Genomic DNA, 22,120 nt, shown 5'->3' on the forward strand with positions numbered 1-22,120 from the left:
TTTTTGAATAAAGAAAAAGTAAGACCTGAACCGCAAACTACAAAAACTTATTTCTTGGCCGCGACCACTTCGATCTCGACCAGCCAGCCCGGATTGCTCAGGCCCGCCACCTGCACCACGGCGCGCGCCGGCAGGTTGAGCTGCGGGGCGGGCTGGGCGGTGGGGCCGAAGTACTGGGTGTAGGCCTCCATGAAGCCCTTGGTGTCGGCCTTGCCGCCCTTGGCCGGATCGCCGACCAGGAACACCTGCATCTTCACCACGTCCGACATCTCCAGCTTCATGCCCTGCAGGATTTCCTTGATCTTCTTCAGCACGGTCTCGGACTGCGTCTTGGTGTCGCCGAAGGCCTCCAGCGAATCGCCCGGCGCGTCCTTGTTGACCACCGCCGGCACCTGGCCGCTGATGAAGTGGATGGTGGCGGTGGGCGGAACCGTCACCGCCAGCGCGATCGGGAAGTCCGAGTTGGGAATCTTGTGGCGGATGATGTCCGCCTTGGGGGCGGCGTGGGCGGCGCCGGCGGCGGCGCAGATCAACAGCGAGGCAAGTGCTTTTTTCATCGTCATGGTCTCTCTCAGTGTTTGTTGGACATTACGGAATTGCCGAACGGGTCGACGCCCAGCGCGCTGCGCAGCGCGCCGACGTCGGCCTCGCTCAGGCCGTCGGCCTTGTTGCCCCAGTTGGAGCGCACAAAGGTCAGCACGGTGGCGATATCGCGGTCGCTCAGCGACTCGCTGAAGTCGGGCATGCCGCCGCGCCCCTTGAGCAGCACGGTCGCCACCTCGCTGCCCTTGCCCTGCACGAACTTGCTGCCGGCCAGCGCCGGGAAGGCGCCCGGTATGCCCTTGCCGGTCGGCTGGTGGCATGCCGCGCAGTTCTTCAGGAACAGCGCCTTGCCGTCGGACTCCTGCGCGTGCGACGGCGACGTCGCCGCCGCCGCCAGCGCCGCGACCACCGCCATGGCGGCCTTGATCAAGACTTCCTTCATGCGTTGGCCCTTTCATGGAGCTTGGCGAGCTGCTGCCATGCCGATTCGATGGCGCCGGCCTGCCAGCCGGTCAGGTAGCTCAGGTGTTCGCCGGCCAGCAGGATGCGGCCCTCGCCTTCCAGCAGCGTCGGATAGGCGGCGGCGCGGGTCTTCTCGGTCCATTCGGCCCAGCCGCCCAGGTTGTACTGCACGCGGTGCCACGCCACCGAGAACGAGGTCTCGAAGTTCTCCGTGTATTGCGGGAAGATCTTCTGGCCGGCCGCCAGCGCGAACTCGGCGCGCTCCTTGGGCGACAGGGCGCTGATCTCGATCGCCTGCGTCTGGTACTGGTAGTAGCCGAGCAGCACGCCCTTCTTCTTCTGGAAGCCGTACGACGGCACCGAGATGGTGTTGATGCCCTTCAGGTCGGTCAGGATGTGGCCGCCGTAGATATGGTCATCCTCCTCCCAGAAGCGGCGCTTCATCTGCAGGCCGATCTTGCCCACCGGCGCGTACGCCACAGTGGCCACGGCCTGCTTGAACTTGTCCGAGAAGTCGGTGTCGATCTGGCGCAGCACCGACAATGGAATCGCGCACAGGCAATAGTCGGCGCTGATGGTGCTCACCTTGTTGCTGCCGGTGTCCTTGTAGGTCACCGTCACGCCCTTGTCGTTCTGGCGGATGGTCTGCACCTCGGCCTTGTAGCGGATGTTGCGGCCGACGCGTTTTTCGAACGCCTTGGCGATGGCGTCCATGCCGCCCACCGGCTGGAACATGGTGGCCTGCATCGGGAAGTCGTGCACCGCGCTGTAGACGTTGCCCAGCTTGGACGCCAGCAGATCCTTGAAGCCCAGCGGATCGGACAGCGTGCCGGGGTTGGCGCCGGCGCCGGGATTGACGGCCCAGCCGCGGCCGTTGCGGCCCTTGTACTGCAGGTCGCCGGCCGACAGCGCGCCCTCGTGCTGCAGATAGTCCAGCAGCAGGCGCTGGTCGTCGGCGGTCAGTTCCTGGTCGAGCGCGTGGTTCTTCACCGACTTGGCCAGCAGCTCCGACACATGGCCGCGCATGTCGGCCTTCACCTCCTTGATGCGCAGGCGCTTGCCGGCCAGGGGGCCGGCGTTTTCCGAGTACACATAGGCGTGGTCGTTATCGTTGATCATCACCTCCAGCGGCACCTCGAACAGCCTGGTGTAGTGCAGCGTCGACTGATGGTGCAGCGGAATGCGCCACGGTCCGTGATTGATGTAGTGGCCCTCGTCGAAGGCGCAGGTCTGCTTCTCGCCGCCCAGCTCGGTCAGGCTGAAGCCCTTGCGCGCGGTCTGGCAGCGGCCGCCGGCGAAGGCGCGCGCCTCCAGGATCTGCACCTTGTAGCCCAGCTTCTCCAGCTCGAAGGCGGCGGTCATGCCGGCCAGGCCGGCGCCCAGTATCAGCACCTTCTTGCCCTTGCCGCCGCCGGTCAGCGCTGGCGGTTCGGACGCTGTGGAGGCGATCCCCATGCCCCAGGCGTTCATGGTGTTCAACAGCAATCCGGTGCCGCCGACGGCGGCGGCCCGATACAGGAAATCCCTCCTCGTAAATGAGCTAAACGATTTATATTGTTTTACTGTTTTACTATCCATCTGCTTCCTCACCAGTCTGCTGAAAGATCCTTGGGCGACTTGCGTTCCCATAGTTCCTCTTTAGCAAACTGCGTGCCACAGCATGAACAAAAAATAAACCTGTTTCACGTATTTGTATCTATGTCCTTACATGCGCCCGCGGCGGCGGCGCGGGCGCAAGGACTTTATTTACGCGCGCCTCAGCTGACCAGGCTGCGCAAGCCCTGCGTAGTGCTACGTAAGGGCGTGCCTGGAAGCGCTTTTTGAGTGCGCGGCAGGCGGGCGATTTCGGCCGCCGACAGATGTTGGTGCGCGGCACTGGCGTCGCTCAGGTGGCAGGCGTGGAACTGCAGCGGCGCCGCCGCGTCCAGCAGATACACGGTGTCCAGATTGGCCGGATCGTAGGCCAGCTTGACGCTCCACGCGCCGCGCAGGCGCGCGCGCTCGAACCAGCGCTCGTTGATGGCGCGGGCGCAGGTGTACAGGCTGTCGAACAAGGCGATGCCCTCGGCCGTCACGCTGGCCTGCGCCACCGGCATCAGGCTGCAGCGCAGCAGCTGCTCGGGATAGATCTTCAGGCCGCCGCCGCGATGCTCGCGGCCCCACGCCCACAACTGGCGCGGCGTGGCGTTGCCGGCATGCGCCAGCTGCTGGCGGCTGTTGTAATACAGGACGCAGTCGATCACGATGCGCGTGAACTGCTCCACGTCGATCACGCCGTCGAGCCGGCCCGGCGCGCCGGACACGCCCGGCGCCAGCAGGCGGAAGCGCTTCTCCAGCACCGCGCGCCAGTCGTCCGGCCCCTGCTCCACCGCCACGCTGCGCAGGTTGAAGTTGTTCAGCAGCGTGTCGCCGCTCCAGCCCGGCGTCAGCGCGGCGTTCGCCAGCAGCGCCTCCGGCAGATGGCGGCAGGGCCACTGTTCGGCCTCGATGGCGCGGCCGTAACGCTGGCTGTATTGCTGCTTGTCGGCGCCGCAGTGGGCCAGGGCCAGCATGGCCTGCGACCACTGCGCCTCGCCCATGCCGACGTAGATGCCGCACACCATGCGACTGAAGGCATCGGTCACCACGTAGATCAACGGGCGGCCGATGGCCTGGTTGCGGTCGGCGCGCGACACCAGCCGCACCTCGGCGCGCACCGCGTCCAGGTAGAAGCCGGCGCCGGGCCGGCCCTGCGGCAGCGCGGACGCCGCCAGCGCCGGCGGCGCCGCGCGCGGGGCGGCGTCCGGCGCGCGCGGCGCGCGGCGCGCCACCTCGGGCGGGCGGTCGTCGTCATGATCGAGCCAGTAGTTGAACTGGCCGAAGGTCGGCACCTCCTTCAACAGGCCGGACGGCGTGGTCAGCACGCGGCCGGAATCGGCGTCGATGCGGCGCTCGACGAAGAAATCCGCCAGCATCTGCTGGTAGGCGCCAAGGCGCGAGAACTTGGGCTGGGTGGCCGCGTAGCGGGCCGTGGCGACCCGGAACACGCGGCGGATCTCCTCGTCCGCGTTCAGGCCCGGACCGGTGTCCGCGCCGTTCTTGCGCGGCCGGCCGCGCTTCACCCCGGCCGAGGACTGGCGCACCTTGCCGCGTCCGCCGGAATTGCCGTAGTCGGGCAGCAGCGCGTTGGGCGTCTGCCCGCGCTGCCAATAGCGGCGCAGGTAGCGGTAGATGGTGGGGTGGGAGACCGCGTGCCGCTCGGTGGCCTGCGCGATCAGCGGGCCGCGCAGACGCGCCTCGTAGATCTGCGGCTCACGCGCCACCAGCCCCTCGATGATTTCCCACGCGCGCGCGCGCAGCTGCAGGTGCTTGGGCGGCAGCAGCTCCTGGCTGACCACCACCAGGTAGGGATCGGCCGGCAGCACGCTGGCGCGGCCGGCCTGGATGTCGGCGTGCACGGCCGACAGCTGGATCAACTCCACTTCCGCCGAGCTGGCGGCCACGTCGAAAACATAGGCGTGGGTTTGCTCGGGAGCGATCCACAGGATGCGGACGGTGCGCGGCGACGGATGCGTGTAGTGCAGCAGGTCGTTGCGCAGCAGCATTAGCGCTCCCGCGAGGAGAAGGAAGACACGTTGAACGGCCGCGTATCGACGTAAATCGAATGCAGGCCGACGGGATTCGCCTCGCGCAGCATTTGCGGCTTGATCGAATCAACAAAGGTAGTCCACAGCTTCCTGAATGAAGTCATTGCCATGCTCCTGTGCGTAACGTCTCCAGGTTCCAGGCGCTCCACCGCCGCCTCTTATCACGATTGTGCTATCACATATGCAATAAGCGGGCCAGCGGCCTTCTACTAGGACAACATTGCGCGCGGCGGTGGCGGCGGATTCGTTTTGGTGCAACGCAGCACCGGACTTGCACCGGCCATGTGCACGGCGGCAAAAATGACACGGGGCCTTGCGGCCCCGTGGTGATCAGTACTTCTTCGCTTTCGGCTTGGCGCCCGGCGCCGGTTTCTTCGGCGGCGTGTGCTTGGCCGATTCCGGCGGCATGCGGTCGGCATGGCTGATCTTCAGCTGCGCGCCGCCCACCCACACCTTGCCCAGGTTGCGGAACATATCGTCCGGCATGCCGTCCGGCAGCTCCAGCATGCTGTGGTCGTCGAAGATCTCGATGCGGCCGATGTACTTGGCCTCCAGCCCGGTCTCGTTGGCGATGGCGCCGACGATATTGGCCGGGGTGATCTCATTGTTGCGGCCCACCTCGACCCGGAACGCCGACATCGGCACCGACAGCTTGCCCGGCTTTTCCTTTTTCTTCTTGGCCGGGGCCTCCTCCACCTCGGAGACGGCGGCGCGCACCGCGCGCTCCAGCGGCGAGCCGGCCGGCTTGGCCGGCGCTTCGGCGCGCGCGGGCTTCTCGGCGCGCGCCGGCCTGGCGGCGGGCGCCGGGGCCGGCGCGTCCTCGCCATCGACGCTGATGCGCAGCGCCTGGCCGGCCACGCGGATGCCGGCCATCAGCTCCAGCGCCTCGCGGCTCAGGGTGTCCGGCATGTCCAGCACCGTGAAATCGTCGAAGATCTCGATGCGGCCGATATTCTTGGAGTCGATCCCGCCCTCGTTGGCGATGGCGCCGACGATGTTGCCCGGCTTGACGCCGTGCTGGTAGCCGACCTCGATGCGGTAGGTGCGCATGCCCGGCTCGGATTCGCGCGGAATGCGCTCCTTCTTGCCGAAACGCTCGCCGCGCTCCGGACGGTCGAAGCCCGGACGCGCCGGGCGCTCCTCCCACTGGGTCTGCTGCTTCTTGTCGAGCAGCAGCGGCACGTCGCCGCGCGCCAGCCTGGCCAGCGCGGCGGCGATCTCCAGCGCCGGCACATTGTGCTCGCGCTCGTAATCCTCGATCAGCGACTGGAACTGCTCCAGCCCGCCCTCGGCCAGGGTGTCGGTGATCTGCTGCTTGAACTTGGCGATGCGCACGTCGTTCACCGCCTGGATGGTCGGCAGCTCGAGCTGGCCGATCGGCTGGCGGGTGGCGCGCTCGATCATCTTCAGCAAGCCTTTCTCGCGCGGCGTGATGAACAGGATCGCCTCGCCGCTGCGGCCGGCGCGGCCGGTGCGGCCGATGCGGTGGGTGTAGCTTTCCGGATCGTGCGGCACGTCGTAGTTGACCACGTGCGAGATGCGCTCCACGTCCAGGCCGCGGGCGGCGACGTCGGTCGCCACCAGGATGTCGATCTTGCCGTCCTTGAGCATCTGCACCGTGCGCTCGCGCTGCGCCTGCTGGATGTCGCCGTTGATGGCGGCGGCCGAGAAGCCGCGCGCCTGCAGCTTCTGCGCCAGCTCCTCGGTGCCCAGCTTGGTGCGCGAGAAGATGATCATGCCGTCGAAATTCTCGGCCTCCAGGATGCGGGTCAGCGCGTCCAGCTTGTGCATGCCGGACACCAGCCAGTAGCGCTGGCGGATGTTCTCGTTGGTGCCGGTCTTGGCGGCCACCGTGATTTCCTTCGGATGGCGCAGATAGGTGTTGGCGATGCGGCGGATGGCCGGGGGCATGGTGGCCGAGAACAGCGTGGTCTGGCGCGACTCCGGCGTCTCCTGCAGGATGCGCTCGACGTCGTCGATGAAGCCCATGCGCAGCATCTCGTCGGCCTCGTCCAGCACCAGCGTTTTCAGTCTGGACAGGTCGAGCGAGCCTTTGTCGAGGTGATCGATCACGCGGCCGGGAGTGCCGACCACCACGTGCACGCCGCGGCGCAGGGCCGACAGCTGCGGCCCGTAGCTCTGGCCGCCGTAGATCGGCAGCACGTGGAAGCCCGGAATGTGGGCGGCATAGGTCTGGAACGCCTCGGCCACCTGGATGGCCAGCTCGCGGGTCGGCGCCAGCACCAGCGCCTGCGGGGTGGTTTGTTTGATATCGATGCGCGCCAGGATGGGCAGCGCGAAGGCGGCGGTCTTGCCGGTGCCGGTCTGGGCCTGGCCCAGCACGTCCTGGTTGTTCAGCAGCAGCGGGATGGTCGCGGCCTGGATCGGCGACGGCGACTCATAGCCGACCTCATTCAGCGCCTTTAACAGCGGCGCGCCGAGATCGAGGTCGGAAAAAAGGGCAATTGGGGATACTGGGGATGCAGACATGGCGTCACTCACAAAAATTGTTCGAATCGCCTAATTGCGAAAGAAATTTGTGCGTAGTTTACTCTGTCTGGGCGGATTCAGCTTTTTTTTGCAAGAATTAACCTCCAAATGCACGCTTTTCAGGAGTTTTCCATGATTCGTCCCCTGCTCGCCGCCCTCCTCCTCGCCGGCCCGGCCTCGGCCGCCACCTACGGCCCCCAGCTCGAGGGCTTCCCCTACCCGCACCCGCTGCACAAATACAGTTTCGCCTCCCAGGGCGTGAACCTGGAGATGGCCTATATGGACGTGGCGCCGGCCGCCGCGGCCAACGGCAAGACCGCCGTCCTCCTGCACGGCAAGAACTTCTGCGGCGCGACCTGGGAGCAGACCATCGCCGCGCTGACCAAGGCCGGCTACCGCGTGGTGGCGCCGGACCAGGTCGGATTTTGCGCCTCGTCCAAGCCCGAGCATTACCAGTACAGCTTCCAGCAGCTGGCCGCCAACACCAACGCCCTGCTCAAGCACCTCGGCGTGGGGCAGGCCATCGTGATCGGCCACTCCACCGGCGGCATGCTGGCCGCGCGCTACGCGCTGATGTACCCGGACGCGGTGGCGCGGCTGGTGATGGTCAACCCGATCGGGCTGGAAGACTGGAAAGCGCTGGGCGTGCCGCCGATCAGCGTCGACCAGTGGTACGCGCGCGAGCTGAAGCTGTCGGCCGACAGCGTGCGCGCGTACGAGCGCGCCACCTACTACGGCGGCAACTGGAAGCCGGAATACGAGAAATGGGTCGACATGCTGGCCGGCCTCAATAACGGTCCGGGCAAGAAACTGGTGGCGTGGAATTCGGCGCTGATCTACGACATGATCCTGACCCAGCCGGTGGTCTACGAATTCCCGCTGCTGAAAGTGCCGACCACGCTGCTGATCGGCGACGCCGACACCACCGCCATCGGCAAGGACGCGGCGCCGCCGGACGTCAAGGCCCGCATCGGCCGCTACGACGTGCTGGGCAAGGAGGCCGCCAGGAAAATCCCGCAGGCGCGGCTGGTGGAGTTCAAGGGCATGGGGCACGCGCCGCAGATGGAAGACCCGGCGGCCTTCCATCGCGCGCTGCTGGAGGAACTGAATCGGTAAACGCAGAGAAGACGGAGTTGGAATCCGTCTTCTCTCTTGCGCCGCCCAAGCCCGGAGGGTCCGGGGCGGCACGTCAGGCGCTAGGGCTGCTTGCTTCGGTGCTTATTTGCTGGCCGCTGGAGCCGAGGCCGCCGGCGCCGGGGTCGAGGCGGCAGGCGCCGAGGCGGAGGCCGAAGCCGAAGCGCTGGCCTTGTGGGCCTTCTTGTGCGTGGCCTTCTTGGCTGGCGCCGAAGCGGCGGGCGCCGAGGCGGCCGGGGTCGAAGCGGCCGGAGTCGAGGCGGCGGCCGAGGCGGATGCCGAAGCGGCCGGGGCCTGGGCGAAAGCAGCGGAAGCGAACAGGCCGGCGATCAGGGTGGCGATTACTTTTTTCATGATTCAGTCCTTTAGTATGATTAATTTATACGGTTTATATCGTTAATTACTTGGCTGCCGGTGCGGCGGCCACTGCTGGATTGGCCGCGGCGGCCGGTGCGGCTTCCGCGGTTTTGGATTCTTTGACCTTGTGGACTTTCTTTTTAGCGGCTGGTTTCGCTTCGGTTTTCTCCACCGCGGGCTTGGTTTCAGGCGCGGCGGGAGTCGTCGCGGGCGTTTGAGCGAAAGCTGCGGTTGCGAACAGGCCGGCGATCAGAGAAGCGATTACTTTAGTCATGATGTTTTCCTTTTCGGGGTTTCGGCATCGGGACAATTCCCGTGTCGCATGAGCAAAAAACGCGGCCCGTTGCAGCTGAGTTGACGGGTATTACAAATGCTTACAATCAAGGTTTCACGTCGTCCTTGAGCGCCGCCAGCGCCATCTTCTCCACCAGGCCCGGCGCGATCAGTTTCAGCCAGCGTCCCAGCTTGCCCTTGGCCGACATCACCACCTCGCGCCGGCGCGCCTCCATGCCGTCCACGATCAGCGCCGCGCACTCCTCCACCGGCATGGCCTTGTCTTCCTTCAGGCCGCTGCTGCCCAGCGTCCCGCCGGCCGCGTTGAAGCCGCGATGGCGGATCCGGGTCGCCACCACGCCCGGATAGGCCGTGGTCACGCTCACGCCATGCGGCCGCAGCTCGACGCGCAGCGCCTCGAAGAAGCCGGCCATGGCGAACTTGGTGGCGCTGTACGCCGTCCGTCCCGGCACGCCCACCAGCCCCGCCAGCGAGGACACCGCCACGATGCCGCCGCGCGCCGACTTCAGATACGGCAGCGCCGCGTGCGTGCACCACACGCTGCCCCACAAATTAATCCGCATCAGCTCCTCGTACCACGCCAGGTCCGCCACCTCCTCGAACAGCGCGTGCGCCGAGCGGCCGGCGTTGTTCACCAGCGCGTCGACGCGCCCGAAGCGCCGCACGCAGGCCTCGATCAGGGCCACGCACTGCGCCTGCTGCGACACGTCGGTCGGCGCCACCAGCGTCCGCGCGCCGGACGCCGTGCACTGCGCCGCCACCTGCTCCAGCATGGCCGCGTTGCGCGCCGCCAGCACCAGCGCCACGCCGGCGCCATGCCGGCGCGCCAGCTGCCGCGCGATCTCCGCGCCGATGCCGTCCGATGCGCCGGTGATGATGATGGTTTTCATAGGTCTCCTTTGTTGGGTCGATTTACAGTAAGATTACCGCCTTCCGCACCACACCATGGAGTCAATATGCGTCTTCCGCTGATCGCCCTCGCCGTCGGCCTCACCCTGCAAGCCCACGCCCAGCAACCGGTCGTGGCCGAGGCGCCGCTGCGCGCCCACCTGTCCCTGCTGGCCGACGATTTGTTCGAGGGCCGCGGCACCGGCCAGCGCGGCGGCGACCTGACGGTGCGCTACCTGGAGACGCAGGCCGCCGTGCTGGGCCTCAAGCCGCTGGCCGACGGCGGCTATCGCCAGCTGGTCAAGGCCGAGGGCAGCAAGCTGCTGCCGGGCAGCTTCGCGCGCTTCACCTCGGACAGCGGCAAGATCCTCACCCCGGCCACCGGCACCGAGATCCTGATCGGCACCATGGGCGGCAAGGAGGACATCGCCATCGACGCGCCGCTGGTGTTCGTCGGCTACGGCGCGGTGGCGCCGGAGGAGAAGTGGGACGACTACAAGGGCGTGGACGTGAAGGGCAAGATCCTGGTCATGATGGTCAACGATCCGCAGCCGACCGCCGAGGAGCCGAACCGCTTCGGCGGCAAGGCCTACACCTACTATGGCCGCTGGATGTACAAGTACGAGGAGGCGCTGCGCCAGGGCGCGGCCGGGGCGCTGCTGATCCACACCACGCCGTCCGCCTCCTACGGCTGGAGCGTGCCGGCCACCAGCTTCTCGCACGAGCGCTTCCACCTGGCCGGCAGCGGCAATCCGCTGGAAGGCTGGCTGCAGGAGGACACCGCGCGCGCGCTGTTCGCCGCCGGCGGCTTCGACCTCGACACCCTGCGCGCGCAGGCCGAGCGGCGCGACTTCCGCCCGGTCGACCTCAAGCTCAGGATGCACGCCGAGCTGAAAAGCAAGATCCGCCAGATCGAGCAGTACAACGTGGTCGGCATCGTGCCCGGCACCGACCCCAGGCTGAAATCGGAGGCCGTGGTGTACTCGGCCCACTGGGACCACCTGGGCATCGACGAGAACAAGCAGGGCGACAATATCTGGAACGGCGCCATCGACAACGGCTCCGGCGTGGCCGCGCTGCTGGCCATGGCGCAGGCGGCCGTGCGGCACCCGGCCAAGCGCGCGCAGGTGTTCCTGTGGCCGGCCGGCGAGGAGACCGGCTTCCTCGGCAGCACCGCCTACATGCGCAATCCGGCCTGGCCGCTCGATAAGACCACGGCCGACCTCAACCTCGATTCGATGAACTTCGTCGGCAGGACGCGCGACATCGGCGTCGCCGGCGCCGAGCGCAGCAGCCTGTACGCGGCGGCCGAGGTGGTGGCGAAGAGGATGGGCCTGAGGCTGGCGCCGGCCATCCCCGACCTGTCCGGCGCCTACTTCCGCGCCGACCACTTCAGCTTCGCCAAGGCCGGCGTGCCGGCGTTCAACGTCGGCTCGGCGGTGTTCTCGGGCGACGGCTACTTCGACTTCGTCCAGGACCAGGAAAAGTCGCGCGCGCGCCTGGTGGCATTTAAACAAGATTACCACCAGCCGTCCGACCAGTACCACGCCGACTGGGACCTGTCGGGCATGGTGCAGCAGGCGCAATTCACGCTCAACCTCGGCTACGAGGTGGCCAACGCGCCGAAAATGCAAAGCTGGAAGGCCGGCGATCCGTTCGGCAAGGTCAAACGTTAAAAAAGTACCACACGGAAACTGAGCGGGTCCGCCTATAATTCAGGCAGACATGTTCAGGTGAACCATGAAACTCAAATCCGTGTGGCTTATCGTTTTGCTCATGTTGACCGGCGCCGCGGCGGCGGCCAACGTCAACTTCAACGGCGGCGCCGTCGGCGGCTGCACGCTCAGCGGCAACACCTATAGCTGCGCCAGCATCCCGCTCGGCGCCACCGACTTCGCGGTGATCGCCAGCGGCTACACGGTGGTGGTCAGCGGCAACTTCACGCCCAGCTACCACCAGGGCCTGACCATGAGCGGCACGGCCGCGCTGCAAAGCGGCGGCAGCATCAACCTGTCCAACATCAACCCCAGCAACGTCAGCACCGGCGGCGCCACCCTGAGCGCCGGCGGCAGCTTCGTGCTCGGCTCCAGCACCACCATCAACGGTTCGGTCAACGCCGCCAGCATCGACACCGGTTCCGGCAACACCATCACCGGCTCGGTCAGCGTCAGCGGCCTGGCCGACCTGGGCTCGGCCATCAAGATCAACGGCGACCTCAGCGCCGGCTCGGTCAGGACCGGCTCGCCCGGCACCATCGGCGGCTCGATCACCTCGGCCACCACGGTGGCGATCGGCTCCGGCCTGACCGTCGGCGGCGGCATCAGCGGCACCACCATCACCACCACCTCGCCGGTCACGCTCAACGGCGCGATCAACGCCAGCGTGGCCTTCACGCTGGCGTCGGGCAGCTCGGTCACCGGCAACATCAGCTCGCCCAAGGTCACGCTGAACGCGTCCAACTCCACCGTCAAGGGCGACATCACCACCACCGGCACGCTGGAGATCGGCAGCGGCAACACCGTCAACGGCATCGTCAAGGCCGCCACCCTGAACATGAACGCCTCGGGCGCGGTCATCAACGGCGCCGTCACCGTCAGCGGCGACGTCGACATGGAATCGGGCAGCACCATCAACGGCGACCTCAAGGCGCGCAACGTCACCACCCATTCCGGCAGCGCGGTCATCAACGGCAACGCGGCGGTGAACGCGATTTACATCGACTGGAACAACAGCGTGACCGGCACCATCACCTGCACCGGCGCCCTCAACGGCACGGAGCCGTGCAGCTGCGTCAGCAAGCCGCAGTACTACGCGTACACGCCGCGCTGCGGCGCCGCCAGCGGCGGCGCGCCGCACCACTTCCAGATCAACCACAACGGCGTCGGCCTGACCTGCCAGCCGCAGACCGTCACCGTCACCGCCTGCGCCAACGCCAACTGCACCGCGCCCCACTACACCAGCGACGTCGACGTCACCCTGCAGCCGGGCGGCAAGACCTTCAAGGTCAGCGGCGGCGTCAACAGCGCGGCCACGGTGGAGGCCAGTGTGCCCAACCCCTACACGCTGTCGGCCAGCGCCACCGGCGTCAACGGCGCCACCACCTGTGTCAACAGCGGCGCTGGCCCGGCGTGCGAGATGGTGTTCAAGAAAGAGGGGCTGGTCGTCACCGCCAGCTACCACGTTGCGATGACGTCCGGCGCCCAGGTCACCATCGAGGCCAAAAAAGCGCAGGATGGTTATCCCAGCTGCGTGCCGCTGGTGCAGGACAAGACGCTCAACGTCAACATGGCGTGCGCCTACAGCGACCCGGTCAACGCCGTCGCGACGCCGGTGAAGATGGGCGCGGCCTCCGCCACCTGCGGCAATGGCAGCGCCGGCAACGCGGTCAGCGTGCCGTTCAGCTTCAACAGCGCCGGGGTCGCCAGCGTGCCGCTGGAGTATGCCGAGGTGGGCAAGGTGGGGCTGGACGCCAGCCTGAGCACCGCGGGCTTTTTAGCCACCGGCAACGGCGCGTTCATCGCGGCGCCGGCCAGGCTGCTGATCACCGCCACCAACGCGGCCGGCGTCAGCATTCCCAACGAAGTCGCCACGGCGCCCGCCACCAGGTTCGCCAAGGCCAGCGAGCCATTCTCGCTGAGCATTTCCGCCGTCAACAGCCAGAACGTGGTCAGCAGGAACTTCGGCAAGGAAAGCAATCCGACCAAGGTGAAGATCGGCTGGACGATGAATAATCCGGCCGACGCCGGCGCCAATGGCCAGCTGACGGTGGGCGCCTTCGCCCCGTTCGACGTCGCTGGCAAAAGCAGCGCCGCCGCCTCGTTCAGCGACGTCGGCTATCTCACCCTGAAGGCCGAGCTGGTCGACACTTATTACATGGGCACCCAGCTTGCCATATTCCAGACCAAGGGCCAGCAATACGTGAGCCGCTTCGTCCCGGACCACTTCGACACGGTGTTGTTGACCAATGACGAGATCAACGCCATCGCCCCCAACATCGTACTCGGCCGCACCATGAGCTGCGCGCAGGCCAGCGTCAAGCCCTGCGCCGCCGGCGCCGGCGACAGCTTCATCAACTCGCGGCAACCGTTTTTCGTCAAGGTGCTCGCCTATAACGGCGCCAACGCGCCCACGCTCAATTACGCCGGCTCGCTGGCCAGGAAAATCGAGCTGCGCGCCATGGCCGTCAAGGGCGGCGCACCGGCCAAGGCGGCCGCGGGCACCCTTGGCTGGGGCGGCGAGACCAACGGCGCCACGCCGACACGCTACAGCTTCACCAAAGGCGTCGGCGCGCTGGCGAACCCCGGTCCCATCGGCCCCAACCTGCCGGCCTTCAGTTTCAGCTCCGCCTACCCGGCCGCCGACATCGCGCCGGCCACCATTTATCTGCGCGCGATAGACGCGGACAACGTCAGCTCCCGGCGCGCGCCGGACAGCGACCCGGCGGACGCGCCCAGCTCGGTGGAGGCGCCCCTGACCGTGGTGAGCGGCCGCCTGCTGGTCGCCAACAGCAACGGTTCGCCCGACAGGCCGCTGCCGGTGCAGGTCTACGCGCAGTACTACATGCCGGGCGGCTATGTGTTCAACGCCCAGGAGCAGGGCGCGGGCAATGGCGCACTCGGGACGATATTCAACTACAGCAACTGCCAGAAAAAACTGGACGACCGCGGCAACTGCCGCCCGCTCACCCTCGTCAATCCTTCCGCCCCGCTGGTTTTGAAGAACGGCAGGGGCACCTTCCGCATCGCGCCGCCCAGTTCGCCCTCGCCGTTCACCGGCATCGGCTCGGCCGACGTCAAGCTGTCCATCACGCCGCCGCTCCCCGCCGCGCCGACCAACCATATCGACTACCTGCCCAGCACCACCGGCCGCGAAACCTTCGGCGTCTACCGCTCCGGCCCGGTGGTCTACCGGCGCGAGGTGTATAACTGAGCGGCGCTGCAAGGGCGCGCGAAACGGGGTACGATGGCCGCTTTCTCAACCATCGACCAAGGATACCCATGGAAACCAACGCACAGTGGATCGATATTGAAACCAGCGACGGCAAGTTCGGCGCCTACCTGTCGCTGCCGCGCGGCGGCAAGGGCCCCGGCATCGTGCTGCTGCAGGAAATCTTCGGCGTCAACCAGCATATCCGCAACGTGGCCGACCAGTACGCGGCCGACGGCTACGTGGTGCTGGCGCCGGACGTGTTCTGGCGCCAGGGCGCCCGCATCGAACTGGGCTACGACGACGAGTCATGGAAACGCGCCTACGCGCTGATGCAGGCCACCGATTTCGACCAGGCCCAGCGGGACGTCGCCGCCACCGTCAAGGTGCTGCGCGAACGGGTCGGCGACGCCAGGGTGGCGTCGCTCGGCTTCTGCTTCGGCGGCCGCCTGTCGTATCACACCGCCGCCAACGGCCTGGTGGACGCGGCCGTGGCCTATTACGGCGGCGGCATCCAGAACGCGCTGGACCGTGCCCCGGACATCAAGGTGCCGGTGCTGATGCATTTCGGCGCCGAGGACAGCCACATCCCGCTGGACGCCGTGAAGAACATCGCCGAACGCTTCGCTGACAATGAGCGTGTGGAAATCCACGTCTACAGCGGCGCCGAGCACGGCTTCAACTGCAACCACCGCGCCTCGTACCACCAGCGCGCGGCCGCCGAGGCGCATGGCAACTCGCTGGTGTTCCTGAGCGAAAACCTCTGAACCCGCAACGGCGCGGCCGGCGCCCCTATTTCCCCGCCGCCTTCAGGCGCCGCAGCTGCAGCGCGACGCCGATCAGGAACAGCAGGAACAGCACGCCGGTGATGGCTTTCAACTCGGGCGCCTCGGCGTTGGGCAGGAGCGGCGCCCCGAGCGGCAGACGGGTGGTGGTCTCGGTCACGGCCGGGATCATGTGGAACAGAAACGTCAGCGTATAGCTGACGATGGCCACCTTGGGCGACTTGATGCGCCACGCCAGCGCCAGCACCACCAGGGTGAGCACGCCCAGCGCGTGCGGCTTGCCGAAACCGCCATGCTGGTAGATGCCGAAGCCGGTCAGGCAGGTCAGCACCGTGGTCCAGATGTAGACCTTGCCCAGCGCGCTGGCCGGATCGATATGCCGGTGCCGCACGAAGGCGAGCAGGGCGGCCGCCACCGCGACCAGGCTAATCAGCGTGTGGATCACGCCCAGGTAAGTCAGACCGTAGATCATCGCGCATCCTTTCAGGGTTGATGCGCCGATCGTACACAGGATCGCCGTCGCGGTCGTACCACTAAAGGGCTATTGCGGCCTGCGTTAAAATGGCGGGATCATTGTTGAGGATGGCATCATGGCGCGCTTGAAACTGGACTTCCCGGACGAGTTGTTCATATTTTCCACCCAGCTCACGGTGCGCGTGACCGACATCAACGGCGCCAACCACCTCGGCAACGACTCGATGATTTCCATGATCTCGGAGGCGCGGGCGCGCTTCCTGTACGACTACGGCGTGCAGGAGACCGGGCGGGACGGGGTCGGCATCATCGTCACCGACCTGGCCACCACCTACCGCGCCGAGGCCCATGCGCGCGACCAGCTGGTGTTCGAGGTGGGCGTGATGGACTTCAACCGGTACGGCGGCGACATCATCTTCCGCATCAGCCGCCCGCGCGACGGCAAGCTGGTGGCCATGGCCAAGTACGGCTTCGTGTTCTTCAACTACCACACCAGCCAGGTCACCCCGATGCCGCCGGAGTTCCTGGCCAAGTTCCCGCGGGTGAACTTCCTCGATTAACGCCGGGCCACCTTGGGCGCGATGGTCTTGTTGAACCAGTCGTCCAGCATCTGCTTTTCGTAGCGCAGCGGATCGCTGTCGAAATAGCCGCCCACGCGGCCCTGGTAATTCATGTTCGACAGCTGCTCGTCGCCGCCGCGCAGCACCTGGCCATCGCGCTCCAGCGTGTACCTCAGGTGCATATGCGGCCAGTCGGCGCCGCCGTTCATGATGCGGATCTCCTCGCCGCCGCTGCGGCGCGGATACAGGCGGCCGGCCAGGTCGATGTCCAGCACCTCGATCTTCAGCTGCTGCCCGGCGGGCAGCTTCTTGTCGAGCGTCTTGAAATACGCGGTGAATTCCTTCAGCGTGCGCTCGCGCTCGATGGCGCCGCGCGGCACGTCGGTGTAGTCGTCCGGCTTGACGTAGGTGACCGACACTTGCGCCATGGCGGCGCTGGAGGCCAGCAACGCCGCCACGGCGGCCAGCACGGTTTGCTTGAATCGGCGCATGATGTGTTCCCCCTCGCATGGATACGGACAATATAGCCCTTTTCGCCGCGCGCCGCCCGCGCTGAATAAGTTTGTTACCAATCGGCGCAGTTCGTACATGTCACAGCCCTGTCATACCAGATCGATAAGATTGCGCCCGGCCATAAACTACAACAGGGTAACCACACCATGACCGAGCAACTCGATACTTCCCGTCGCAGCATCCTCAAATTCCTGTCCGGCGCGCCGCTGCTGCCGCTGGCCGGCGGCAGCGCCGCCGCCGCCCTGCTGTCCGCCTGTGGCGGCGGCGACAGCGCCACCCCGGCCGCCCAGCTGATGTCCGTGAGCTTCTCCGGCATGGCCGCGCCGTCGCTGGCCGACGCGCCGAAGATGGCCACCACCACCGTGGCCTCGGCCATGCAGGCGCTGTACTCGGACGGCAAGACCGTGCCGTACAACCTGGCCTACCAGACCTTCTTCATCACCGGCGCGCAAGTGCCGAACGGCAACGGCGGCACCATCCTGGCCGGCGGCTACTACGACATCAACAACAAGCCCATCCTCGACAAGACCGATCCGGGCCAGCGCCAGTTCTTCTCGGACGCGCCGGACGGCACCTCGCTGCTGAAACTGGCCTCGCCCAGCGTGCCCAACATCAAGGGCAACGCCGTGTTCGCGGTGGTGCAGTTCGAGTACACCACGCGCAACGTCAAGGGCGACTCGGTGTACGGCATGCTGCCGTCGCCGATCGCCGTGCTGACGCTGGACCAGGACAAGACCACCGGCGCGCTGACCTTGGTGAAATACCACAACGTCGACACCAGCCCGGCCAACGGCCTGTGGATCACCTGCGGCGCCAGCCGCTCGCCGTGGAACACCCACCTGTCGAGCGAGGAGTACGAGCCGGACGCGACCACCATCGCCGGCAACACCCAGTTCGCCAACTTCTCGACCAACCTGTACGGCGACGCCACCCGGGCCAACCCCTACCACTACGGCCACCTGCCGGAGATCACGGTCAACCCGGACGGCACCGGTTCGTGCAAGAAGCACTACTGCCTGGGCCGCATCTCGCACGAGCTGGTGCAGGTGATGCCGGACGAGCGCACCACCCTGATGGGCGACGACGCCACCAACGGCGGCCTGTTCATGTTCATCGCCGACCAGGCGCGCGACCTGTCCAGCGGCACCCTGTACGTGGCCAGGTGGAACCAGGTCAGCGCCGACAACGGCGGTTCGGCCACGCTGTCGTGGATCAAGCTGGGCAGCGCCACCTCGGCCGAGATCAAGGCCCTGGCCGACCAGCTGAAGGCGGCCGACATCATGGACGTGAAGACCGCCGATCCGAACGACGCCACCTACATCAAGATCCCGTTCAGCGGCAAGTTCAACTGGATCAAGCTCAAGCCGGGCATGGAAAAGGCGGCGGCCTTCCTGGAAACCCACCGTTACGCGGCCCTCAAGGGCGGCAGCCTGGGCTTCACCAAGATGGAAGGCACCACCGTCAACGCCAAGGACAAGATCGCCTATTCGGCGATCGCGGCGATCGGCTCGGCCATGACCAACGGCTCGGGCGGCATCGCGATCAAGGGCCCGAGCGCGGGCGCCGTGTACGCGCTGAACATGAAGGGCGGCCAGGTCGACACCGGCGGCGCGGCCATCAACAGCGAGTGGGTGCCGGTCGACATGGCCGCCGTGCCGGCGCTGCTGAGCGAAGACCTGAAGAGCGCCGACGCGCTGGGCAACCTGGCCAATCCGGACAAGGTCGCCAATCCGGACAACATCAAGTTCTCGGAAAAACTGCGCACCCTGTTCATTGGCGAGGACAGCGGCACCCACGTCAACAACTTCCTGTGGGCCTACAACGTCGACACCAAGGCGCTGACGCGCATCCTGTCGACGCCGTCGGGCGCCGAGTCGACCGGGCTGCACGCGGTGGACGACATCAACGGCTTCGCCTACATCATGAGCAACTTCCAGCACCCGGGCGACTGGGAGGCGGCGCTGCACGGCAAGGTGCAGGCCACGCTCGATCCGCTGATCCGCGCCAACTACCGCGACCGTTACGGCGCGGCGGTCGGCTACATCACCGGCTTCCCGGCGCTGAGCTTCTGAAGCGCCTCACTCCTTAGGCAATTCACAGCCCGCGAGCGCCCCGGCGCCTCGCGGGCTTTTTTTCGCGCCCAGTCAGGCCATGGTGGGAACGGTGCCGCCTTCGGCGCGGATGGCGGCGCCGTTGATGACGGCGGCGCGTTCGCTGGCCAGGAAGGCCACCACGTTCGCCACTTCGTGCGGCTTGGCCAGGCGGTGGATCAGCGACGACGGCCGGTTCTCGGCCATGAATTTCCTCTCGGCCTCGGCGTACGACAGGTCGGGGTTCACCGAGGCGATGAAGCCTTGCAGGCTTTCCGTTTCCGTCGGCCCCGGCAGCACCGAGTTCACGGTCACGCGGCTGCCCCTGGTCAGTTCCGCCAGGCTGCGCGCGATCGACAGCTGGGTGGCCTTGCTCGCGCTGTAGTGCGCCATCGCCGCCATCGGCGTCAGCGCGACCTCGCTGGAGATGAAGATCACCCGGCCGTGGCCCCGCTCCAGCATGCCTTTCATGTAGGTGCGCGCCAGCCGCACGCCGCTCCAGACGTTGACCTCGAACATGCGCCGCCACTCCTCGTCCGGGGTGGCGAAGAAATCGCTCAGCGCGTACGTGCCCATGTTGTTGACCAGGATGTCCACCTCGGGATACCGCGCCGCCGCGCTCCGCTCGCCGCCGGCCACGCTCATGTCGGCCGCCAGCGGCAGGGCGCGCCCGGCGCCGAAGCGCTGGTTCAGGGCGGCGACCGCCTGCGCGACACCCGCCTCGCCGCGGCCGTTGATGATGACGTTGGCGCCGTCCTCCAGCAGTTGCACGGCGATGGCGTGGCCGATGCCGGCGGTCGATGCGCTCACCAGCGCGGTTTTTCCTTGCAAGTTCAAATCCATGATGGTCCTCAAAGTGGTTGGTATGGACGCAGTATGCGTCGGCCGAATTACTTTGATAATCCATCGCAATGGAATAAGATTTGAGAATTCAATTCATAAATGATCAAGATGGACAACCGTAGCGGTGAGATGCTGGTGTTCGCCCGGGTGGTGGAAAGCGGCAGTTTTTCGGCGGCCGGCAAGTTGCTGGACCTGACGCCGTCGGCGGTCAGCAAGCTGGTGGGCCGGGTCGAGGAGCGGCTGGGGACGCTGCTGCTGCAGCGCTCAACCCGTCAATTGACGCTGACCATGGAAGGCCAGCGCTTCTACGACAGCTGCGTGCGCATCCTGGACGACATCGAGGAGGCCGAGCAAGGCATCGCCACCGGCAAGGCCGCCGCCCACGGCGCGCTGCGGGTGAATGTCTCGCTGCCGTTCGGCACCCACCAGTTGCTGCCGCTGATTCCCGAATTCAGCCGGCGCTACCCCGACATCCGCCTCGACCTGTCGCTGACCGACGCCCTGGCCGATCTGCAGCGCGAGCGGGTGGACGTGGCGATCCGCATGGGCGCGCTGGCCGACGCCAGCTTCCAGGCCCGTCCGCTGGGCACCAGCCGGCTGGCGGTGGTGGCCGCGCCCGCCTATCTGGAGACGTTGGGCGTGCCGCGCCATCCGGACGAGCTGGCCGCACACCGCTGTTTCAACTTCAACTTCCGGCGCGCGCGCGACGAGTGGCCGTTCCGGCTCGGCGGGCACACCGTCTACCGGCAAGTCGGCGGCGGCATGCTCACCAACAATGGCGAGACCATGCGCCTGCTCACGCTGAACGGCCTGGGCATCAGCCGCCTGGCCCTGTTCCATGTCGGCAAGGATCTGGCCGACGGCACGCTGGTCGAGCTGCTGCCCGAGTTCAATCCCGGCGACACGGAAGAGGTCCACGCCATCTTCCGCCAGCAGCGCTACATGCCGCAACGGGTGCGGGTGTTCATCGATTTCCTGGTGGAGAAACTGGCGCCCTAACGTGCGGCGCGCCCGGCCGGTGCGGCGGCATAATGCATCTGCGTCATTCCCCGGGAGAACGATCATGTGGCAACGTGTCTGCGCCCTCATCCTGACCTGCAACCTCGCCAGCTGCGGCGGCGGCTCGGTGTCCGTCGGCGTGGGCGCGCCGATCCCGCCCGCCACGCCCACGCCGGCCGGCCCCGACACGCTGGCCTCGGGCCTGAAGGTGCCGTGGTCGATCGCCTTCCACGGCGGCACGCCGCTGGTGAGCGAGCGCGGCACGGCGCGCATCATGGCGGTGGCGGAAAACGGCAACCTGACCAGCATCGCCACCATCGCCGGCGTGAATGGCAGCGGCGAAGGCGGCCTGCTGGGCATCGCCGTGCGCGACGGCTACCTGTACGCCTACTTCACGGCCGGCGCGGAGAACCGCATCGCGCGCTATCCGCTGATCGGTTCGGGTACGACCACCCAGCTTGGCGCGGCGCAATTGCTGCTGGGCGGCATCCCGTCCGGCAGCAACCATAACGGCGGGCGCATCGCGTTCGGCCCGGACGGCATGCTGTACGCGGCCACCGGCGACGCCGGCGCCAGCAGCCGCTCGCAAGACCTGAACTCGCTGGCCGGCAAGATCCTGCGCCTGACGCCGGACGGCCGCATCCCGTCCGACAACCCGTTCGCCGGCTCCTATGTCTACAGCTACGGCCACCGCAATGTCCAGGGCCTGGCCTGGTCCGGCGACGGCGCGCTGTACGCCTCGGAGTTCGGCCAGAACACCTGGGATGAGCTCAACCTCATCAAGGCCGGCGGCAACTACGGCTGGCCCGAGGTGGAGGGCAAGGCCAACAACCCCAAGTACATCGACCCGCTCCAGCAATGGGCCACCGCCGACGCCAGCCCGAGCGGCATGGCCATCAGCGGCGGCAATATCTACATCGCCAACCTGCGCGGCGAGCGGCTGCGCAAGGTGCCGCTGTCGGCCACCGCCACCGCCAGCGAGTTCCACGTCAAGGAATACGGCCGCCTGCGCGACGTGGTGGCCGCGCCCGGCGGCCGGCTCTACGTCCTCACCAACAACACCGACGGCCGCGGCACGCCGCGCGCCGGCGACGACCGCCTCCTGAACCTGCCGGCGCCGTAGCTGGGTCGCGTCG

General features: G+C 66.9%; 20 protein-coding genes. 8 read left to right on the top strand and 12 right to left on the bottom strand.

The genetic code is table 11. The annotated features are described in order from the left end of the window. Window positions 1–47: 47 nt before the first annotated feature. The 6 genes from FHW83_RS07505 to FHW83_RS07530 form a co-directional block, all read right to left on the bottom strand. Window positions 48–557 (bottom strand): RidA family protein, encoded by a 510-nt coding sequence (locus tag FHW83_RS07505; protein WP_176645745.1) that lies wholly within the window; start codon window positions 555–557, stop codon window positions 48–50. 14 nt (window positions 558–571) lie between these two features. Then, window positions 572–985 (bottom strand): cytochrome c, encoded by a 414-nt coding sequence (locus FHW83_RS07510; protein WP_176645746.1) that lies wholly within the window; start codon window positions 983–985, stop codon window positions 572–574. Next, entirely contained in the window at window positions 982–2,634 is a 1,653-nt protein-coding gene (locus FHW83_RS07515) for a flavin monoamine oxidase family protein (protein ID WP_308936741.1), read from the bottom strand. The genes FHW83_RS07510 and FHW83_RS07515 overlap by 4 nt, the downstream gene beginning before the upstream one ends. Before the next feature lie 128 nt (window positions 2,635–2,762). Continuing rightward, window positions 2,763–4,589 carry a Mu transposase C-terminal domain-containing protein gene (locus tag FHW83_RS07520; RefSeq protein ID WP_176645748.1) on the bottom strand — a complete coding sequence of 609 codons (1,827 nt, stop codon included), beginning with the start codon at window positions 4,587–4,589 and terminating at the stop codon, window positions 2,763–2,765. Continuing rightward, window positions 4,589–4,735, bottom strand: a complete 147-nt coding sequence (locus FHW83_RS07525) for a hypothetical protein (RefSeq protein WP_176645749.1) — start codon at window positions 4,733–4,735, stop codon at window positions 4,589–4,591. The genes FHW83_RS07520 and FHW83_RS07525 overlap by 1 nt, the downstream gene beginning before the upstream one ends. Window positions 4,736–4,961: 226 nt before the next feature. Beyond that, a complete protein-coding gene (locus FHW83_RS07530) occupies window positions 4,962–7,121 on the bottom strand; it encodes a DEAD/DEAH box helicase (protein ID WP_176645750.1) in 2,160 nt (719 codons plus the stop codon). A 132-nt stretch (window positions 7,122–7,253) separates the two neighbouring features. Here FHW83_RS07530 and FHW83_RS07535 point away from each other — a divergent pair, with 132 nt between their 5' ends. Continuing rightward, entirely contained in the window at window positions 7,254–8,237 is a 984-nt protein-coding gene (locus tag FHW83_RS07535) for an alpha/beta fold hydrolase (RefSeq protein WP_176645751.1), read from the top strand. A 102-nt stretch (window positions 8,238–8,339) separates the two neighbouring features. Here FHW83_RS07535 and FHW83_RS07540 read toward each other — a convergent pair whose 3' ends face one another. The 3 genes from FHW83_RS07540 to FHW83_RS07550 all read right to left on the bottom strand — a co-directional run bounded on the left by FHW83_RS07540 (window position 8,340) and on the right by FHW83_RS07550 (window position 9,796). Continuing rightward, window positions 8,340–8,609 carry a hypothetical protein gene (locus FHW83_RS07540; protein WP_176645752.1) on the bottom strand — a complete coding sequence of 90 codons (270 nt, stop codon included), beginning with the start codon at window positions 8,607–8,609 and terminating at the stop codon, window positions 8,340–8,342. 46 nt (window positions 8,610–8,655) lie between these two features. Continuing rightward, a complete protein-coding gene (locus tag FHW83_RS07545; RefSeq protein ID WP_176645753.1) occupies window positions 8,656–8,886 on the bottom strand; it encodes a hypothetical protein in 231 nt (76 codons plus the stop codon). 106 nt (window positions 8,887–8,992) lie between these two features. Continuing rightward, complete coding sequence (locus FHW83_RS07550) at window positions 8,993–9,796, bottom strand: SDR family oxidoreductase (RefSeq protein ID WP_176645754.1); 804 nt, start codon at window positions 9,794–9,796, stop codon at window positions 8,993–8,995. 66 nt (window positions 9,797–9,862) lie between these two features. Between FHW83_RS07550 and FHW83_RS07555 the strand changes: the two genes are divergently transcribed. The 3 genes from FHW83_RS07555 (at window position 9,863) to FHW83_RS07565 (ending at window position 15,487) form a co-directional block, all read left to right on the top strand. Further along, on the top strand, window positions 9,863–11,470 hold the full coding sequence (locus tag FHW83_RS07555; RefSeq protein ID WP_176645755.1) for a M28 family peptidase: 1,608 nt from the start codon (window positions 9,863–9,865) through the stop codon (window positions 11,468–11,470). A 64-nt stretch (window positions 11,471–11,534) separates the two neighbouring features. Further along, a complete protein-coding gene (locus FHW83_RS07560) occupies window positions 11,535–14,723 on the top strand; it encodes a DUF6701 domain-containing protein (RefSeq protein ID WP_176645756.1) in 3,189 nt (1,062 codons plus the stop codon). Between the two features lie 68 nt (window positions 14,724–14,791). Further along, window positions 14,792–15,487, top strand: a complete 696-nt coding sequence (locus FHW83_RS07565; RefSeq protein WP_176645757.1) for a dienelactone hydrolase family protein — start codon at window positions 14,792–14,794, stop codon at window positions 15,485–15,487. A gap of 25 nt (window positions 15,488–15,512) precedes the next feature. On the opposite strand, the gene FHW83_RS07570 is transcribed toward FHW83_RS07565, so the two are convergent. Then, the gene (locus FHW83_RS07570; RefSeq protein ID WP_176645758.1) at window positions 15,513–15,977 is read right to left on the bottom strand and encodes a hypothetical protein; all 465 of its coding nucleotides are present in this window, start codon (window positions 15,975–15,977) and stop codon (window positions 15,513–15,515) included. A 118-nt stretch (window positions 15,978–16,095) separates the two neighbouring features. Here FHW83_RS07570 and FHW83_RS07575 point away from each other — a divergent pair, with 118 nt between their 5' ends. Continuing rightward, a complete protein-coding gene (locus FHW83_RS07575) occupies window positions 16,096–16,539 on the top strand; it encodes a thioesterase family protein (protein ID WP_176645759.1) in 444 nt (147 codons plus the stop codon). On the opposite strand, the gene FHW83_RS07580 is transcribed toward FHW83_RS07575, so the two are convergent. Beyond that, window positions 16,536–17,030 carry a DUF3016 domain-containing protein gene (locus FHW83_RS07580; protein WP_176645760.1) on the bottom strand — a complete coding sequence of 165 codons (495 nt, stop codon included), beginning with the start codon at window positions 17,028–17,030 and terminating at the stop codon, window positions 16,536–16,538. The two genes, FHW83_RS07575 and FHW83_RS07580, sit on opposite strands and share 4 nt — an antisense overlap. 168 nt (window positions 17,031–17,198) lie before the next feature. Between FHW83_RS07580 and FHW83_RS07585 the strand changes: the two genes are divergently transcribed. After that, complete coding sequence (locus FHW83_RS07585; protein WP_176645761.1) at window positions 17,199–19,124, top strand: PhoX family phosphatase; 1,926 nt, start codon at window positions 17,199–17,201, stop codon at window positions 19,122–19,124. Window positions 19,125–19,196: 72 nt separating this feature from the next. Here FHW83_RS07585 and FHW83_RS07590 read toward each other — a convergent pair whose 3' ends face one another. Continuing rightward, window positions 19,197–19,985, bottom strand: coding sequence for an SDR family NAD(P)-dependent oxidoreductase (locus tag FHW83_RS07590; protein ID WP_176645762.1), 789 nt, complete (start codon window positions 19,983–19,985; stop codon window positions 19,197–19,199). Between the two features lie 99 nt (window positions 19,986–20,084). On the opposite strand from FHW83_RS07590, the gene FHW83_RS07595 reads away from it, so the two are divergent. Both FHW83_RS07595 and FHW83_RS07600 read left to right on the top strand, forming a co-directional pair. Next, window positions 20,085–20,984 (top strand): LysR family transcriptional regulator, encoded by a 900-nt coding sequence (locus FHW83_RS07595; protein ID WP_218106209.1) that lies wholly within the window; start codon window positions 20,085–20,087, stop codon window positions 20,982–20,984. A 64-nt stretch (window positions 20,985–21,048) separates the two neighbouring features. Continuing rightward, the gene (locus FHW83_RS07600) at window positions 21,049–22,107 is read left to right on the top strand and encodes a sorbosone dehydrogenase family protein (RefSeq protein ID WP_176645763.1); all 1,059 of its coding nucleotides are present in this window, start codon (window positions 21,049–21,051) and stop codon (window positions 22,105–22,107) included. Window positions 22,108–22,120 lie beyond the last annotated feature (13 nt).

Source organism: Duganella sp. SG902, assembly GCF_013376005.1.
Taxonomy (GTDB): Bacteria; Pseudomonadota; Gammaproteobacteria; order Burkholderiales; family Burkholderiaceae_D; genus Rugamonas.

Excerpts from the sequence above, each read along its gene's own strand:
- FHW83_RS07505 (WP_176645745.1), bottom strand. The coding sequence starts at position 557 with ATGAAAAAAGCACTTGCCTCGCTGTTGATCTGCGCCGCCGCCGGCGCC.
- FHW83_RS07540 (WP_176645752.1), bottom strand. The coding sequence starts at position 8,609 with ATGAAAAAAGTAATCGCCACCCTGATCGCCGGCCTGTTCGCTTCCGCT.
- FHW83_RS07565 (WP_176645757.1), top strand. The coding sequence starts at position 14,792 with ATGGAAACCAACGCACAGTGGATCGATATTGAAACCAGCGACGGCAAG.
- FHW83_RS07545 (WP_176645753.1), bottom strand. The coding sequence starts at position 8,886 with ATGACTAAAGTAATCGCTTCTCTGATCGCCGGCCTGTTCGCAACCGCA.
- FHW83_RS07515 (WP_308936741.1), bottom strand. The coding sequence starts at position 2,634 with ATGGGAACGCAAGTCGCCCAAGGATCTTTCAGCAGACTGGTGAGGAAG.
- FHW83_RS07555 (WP_176645755.1), top strand. The coding sequence starts at position 9,863 with ATGCGTCTTCCGCTGATCGCCCTCGCCGTCGGCCTCACCCTGCAAGCC.
- FHW83_RS07590 (WP_176645762.1), bottom strand. The coding sequence starts at position 19,985 with ATGGATTTGAACTTGCAAGGAAAAACCGCGCTGGTGAGCGCATCGACC.
- FHW83_RS07580 (WP_176645760.1), bottom strand. The coding sequence starts at position 17,030 with ATGCGCCGATTCAAGCAAACCGTGCTGGCCGCCGTGGCGGCGTTGCTG.
- FHW83_RS07550 (WP_176645754.1), bottom strand. The coding sequence starts at position 9,796 with ATGAAAACCATCATCATCACCGGCGCATCGGACGGCATCGGCGCGGAG.
- FHW83_RS07535 (WP_176645751.1), top strand. The coding sequence starts at position 7,254 with ATGATTCGTCCCCTGCTCGCCGCCCTCCTCCTCGCCGGCCCGGCCTCG.
- FHW83_RS07600 (WP_176645763.1), top strand. The coding sequence starts at position 21,049 with ATGTGGCAACGTGTCTGCGCCCTCATCCTGACCTGCAACCTCGCCAGC.
- FHW83_RS07595 (WP_218106209.1), top strand. The coding sequence starts at position 20,085 with ATGATCAAGATGGACAACCGTAGCGGTGAGATGCTGGTGTTCGCCCGG.
- FHW83_RS07570 (WP_176645758.1), bottom strand. The coding sequence starts at position 15,977 with ATGATCTACGGTCTGACTTACCTGGGCGTGATCCACACGCTGATTAGC.
- FHW83_RS07585 (WP_176645761.1), top strand. The coding sequence starts at position 17,199 with ATGACCGAGCAACTCGATACTTCCCGTCGCAGCATCCTCAAATTCCTG.
- FHW83_RS07510 (WP_176645746.1), bottom strand. The coding sequence starts at position 985 with ATGAAGGAAGTCTTGATCAAGGCCGCCATGGCGGTGGTCGCGGCGCTG.
- FHW83_RS07575 (WP_176645759.1), top strand. The coding sequence starts at position 16,096 with ATGGCGCGCTTGAAACTGGACTTCCCGGACGAGTTGTTCATATTTTCC.
- FHW83_RS07520 (WP_176645748.1), bottom strand. The coding sequence starts at position 4,589 with ATGCTGCTGCGCAACGACCTGCTGCACTACACGCATCCGTCGCCGCGC.
- FHW83_RS07560 (WP_176645756.1), top strand. The coding sequence starts at position 11,535 with ATGAAACTCAAATCCGTGTGGCTTATCGTTTTGCTCATGTTGACCGGC.
- FHW83_RS07525 (WP_176645749.1), bottom strand. The coding sequence starts at position 4,735 with ATGACTTCATTCAGGAAGCTGTGGACTACCTTTGTTGATTCGATCAAG.
- FHW83_RS07530 (WP_176645750.1), bottom strand. The coding sequence starts at position 7,121 with ATGTCTGCATCCCCAGTATCCCCAATTGCCCTTTTTTCCGACCTCGAT.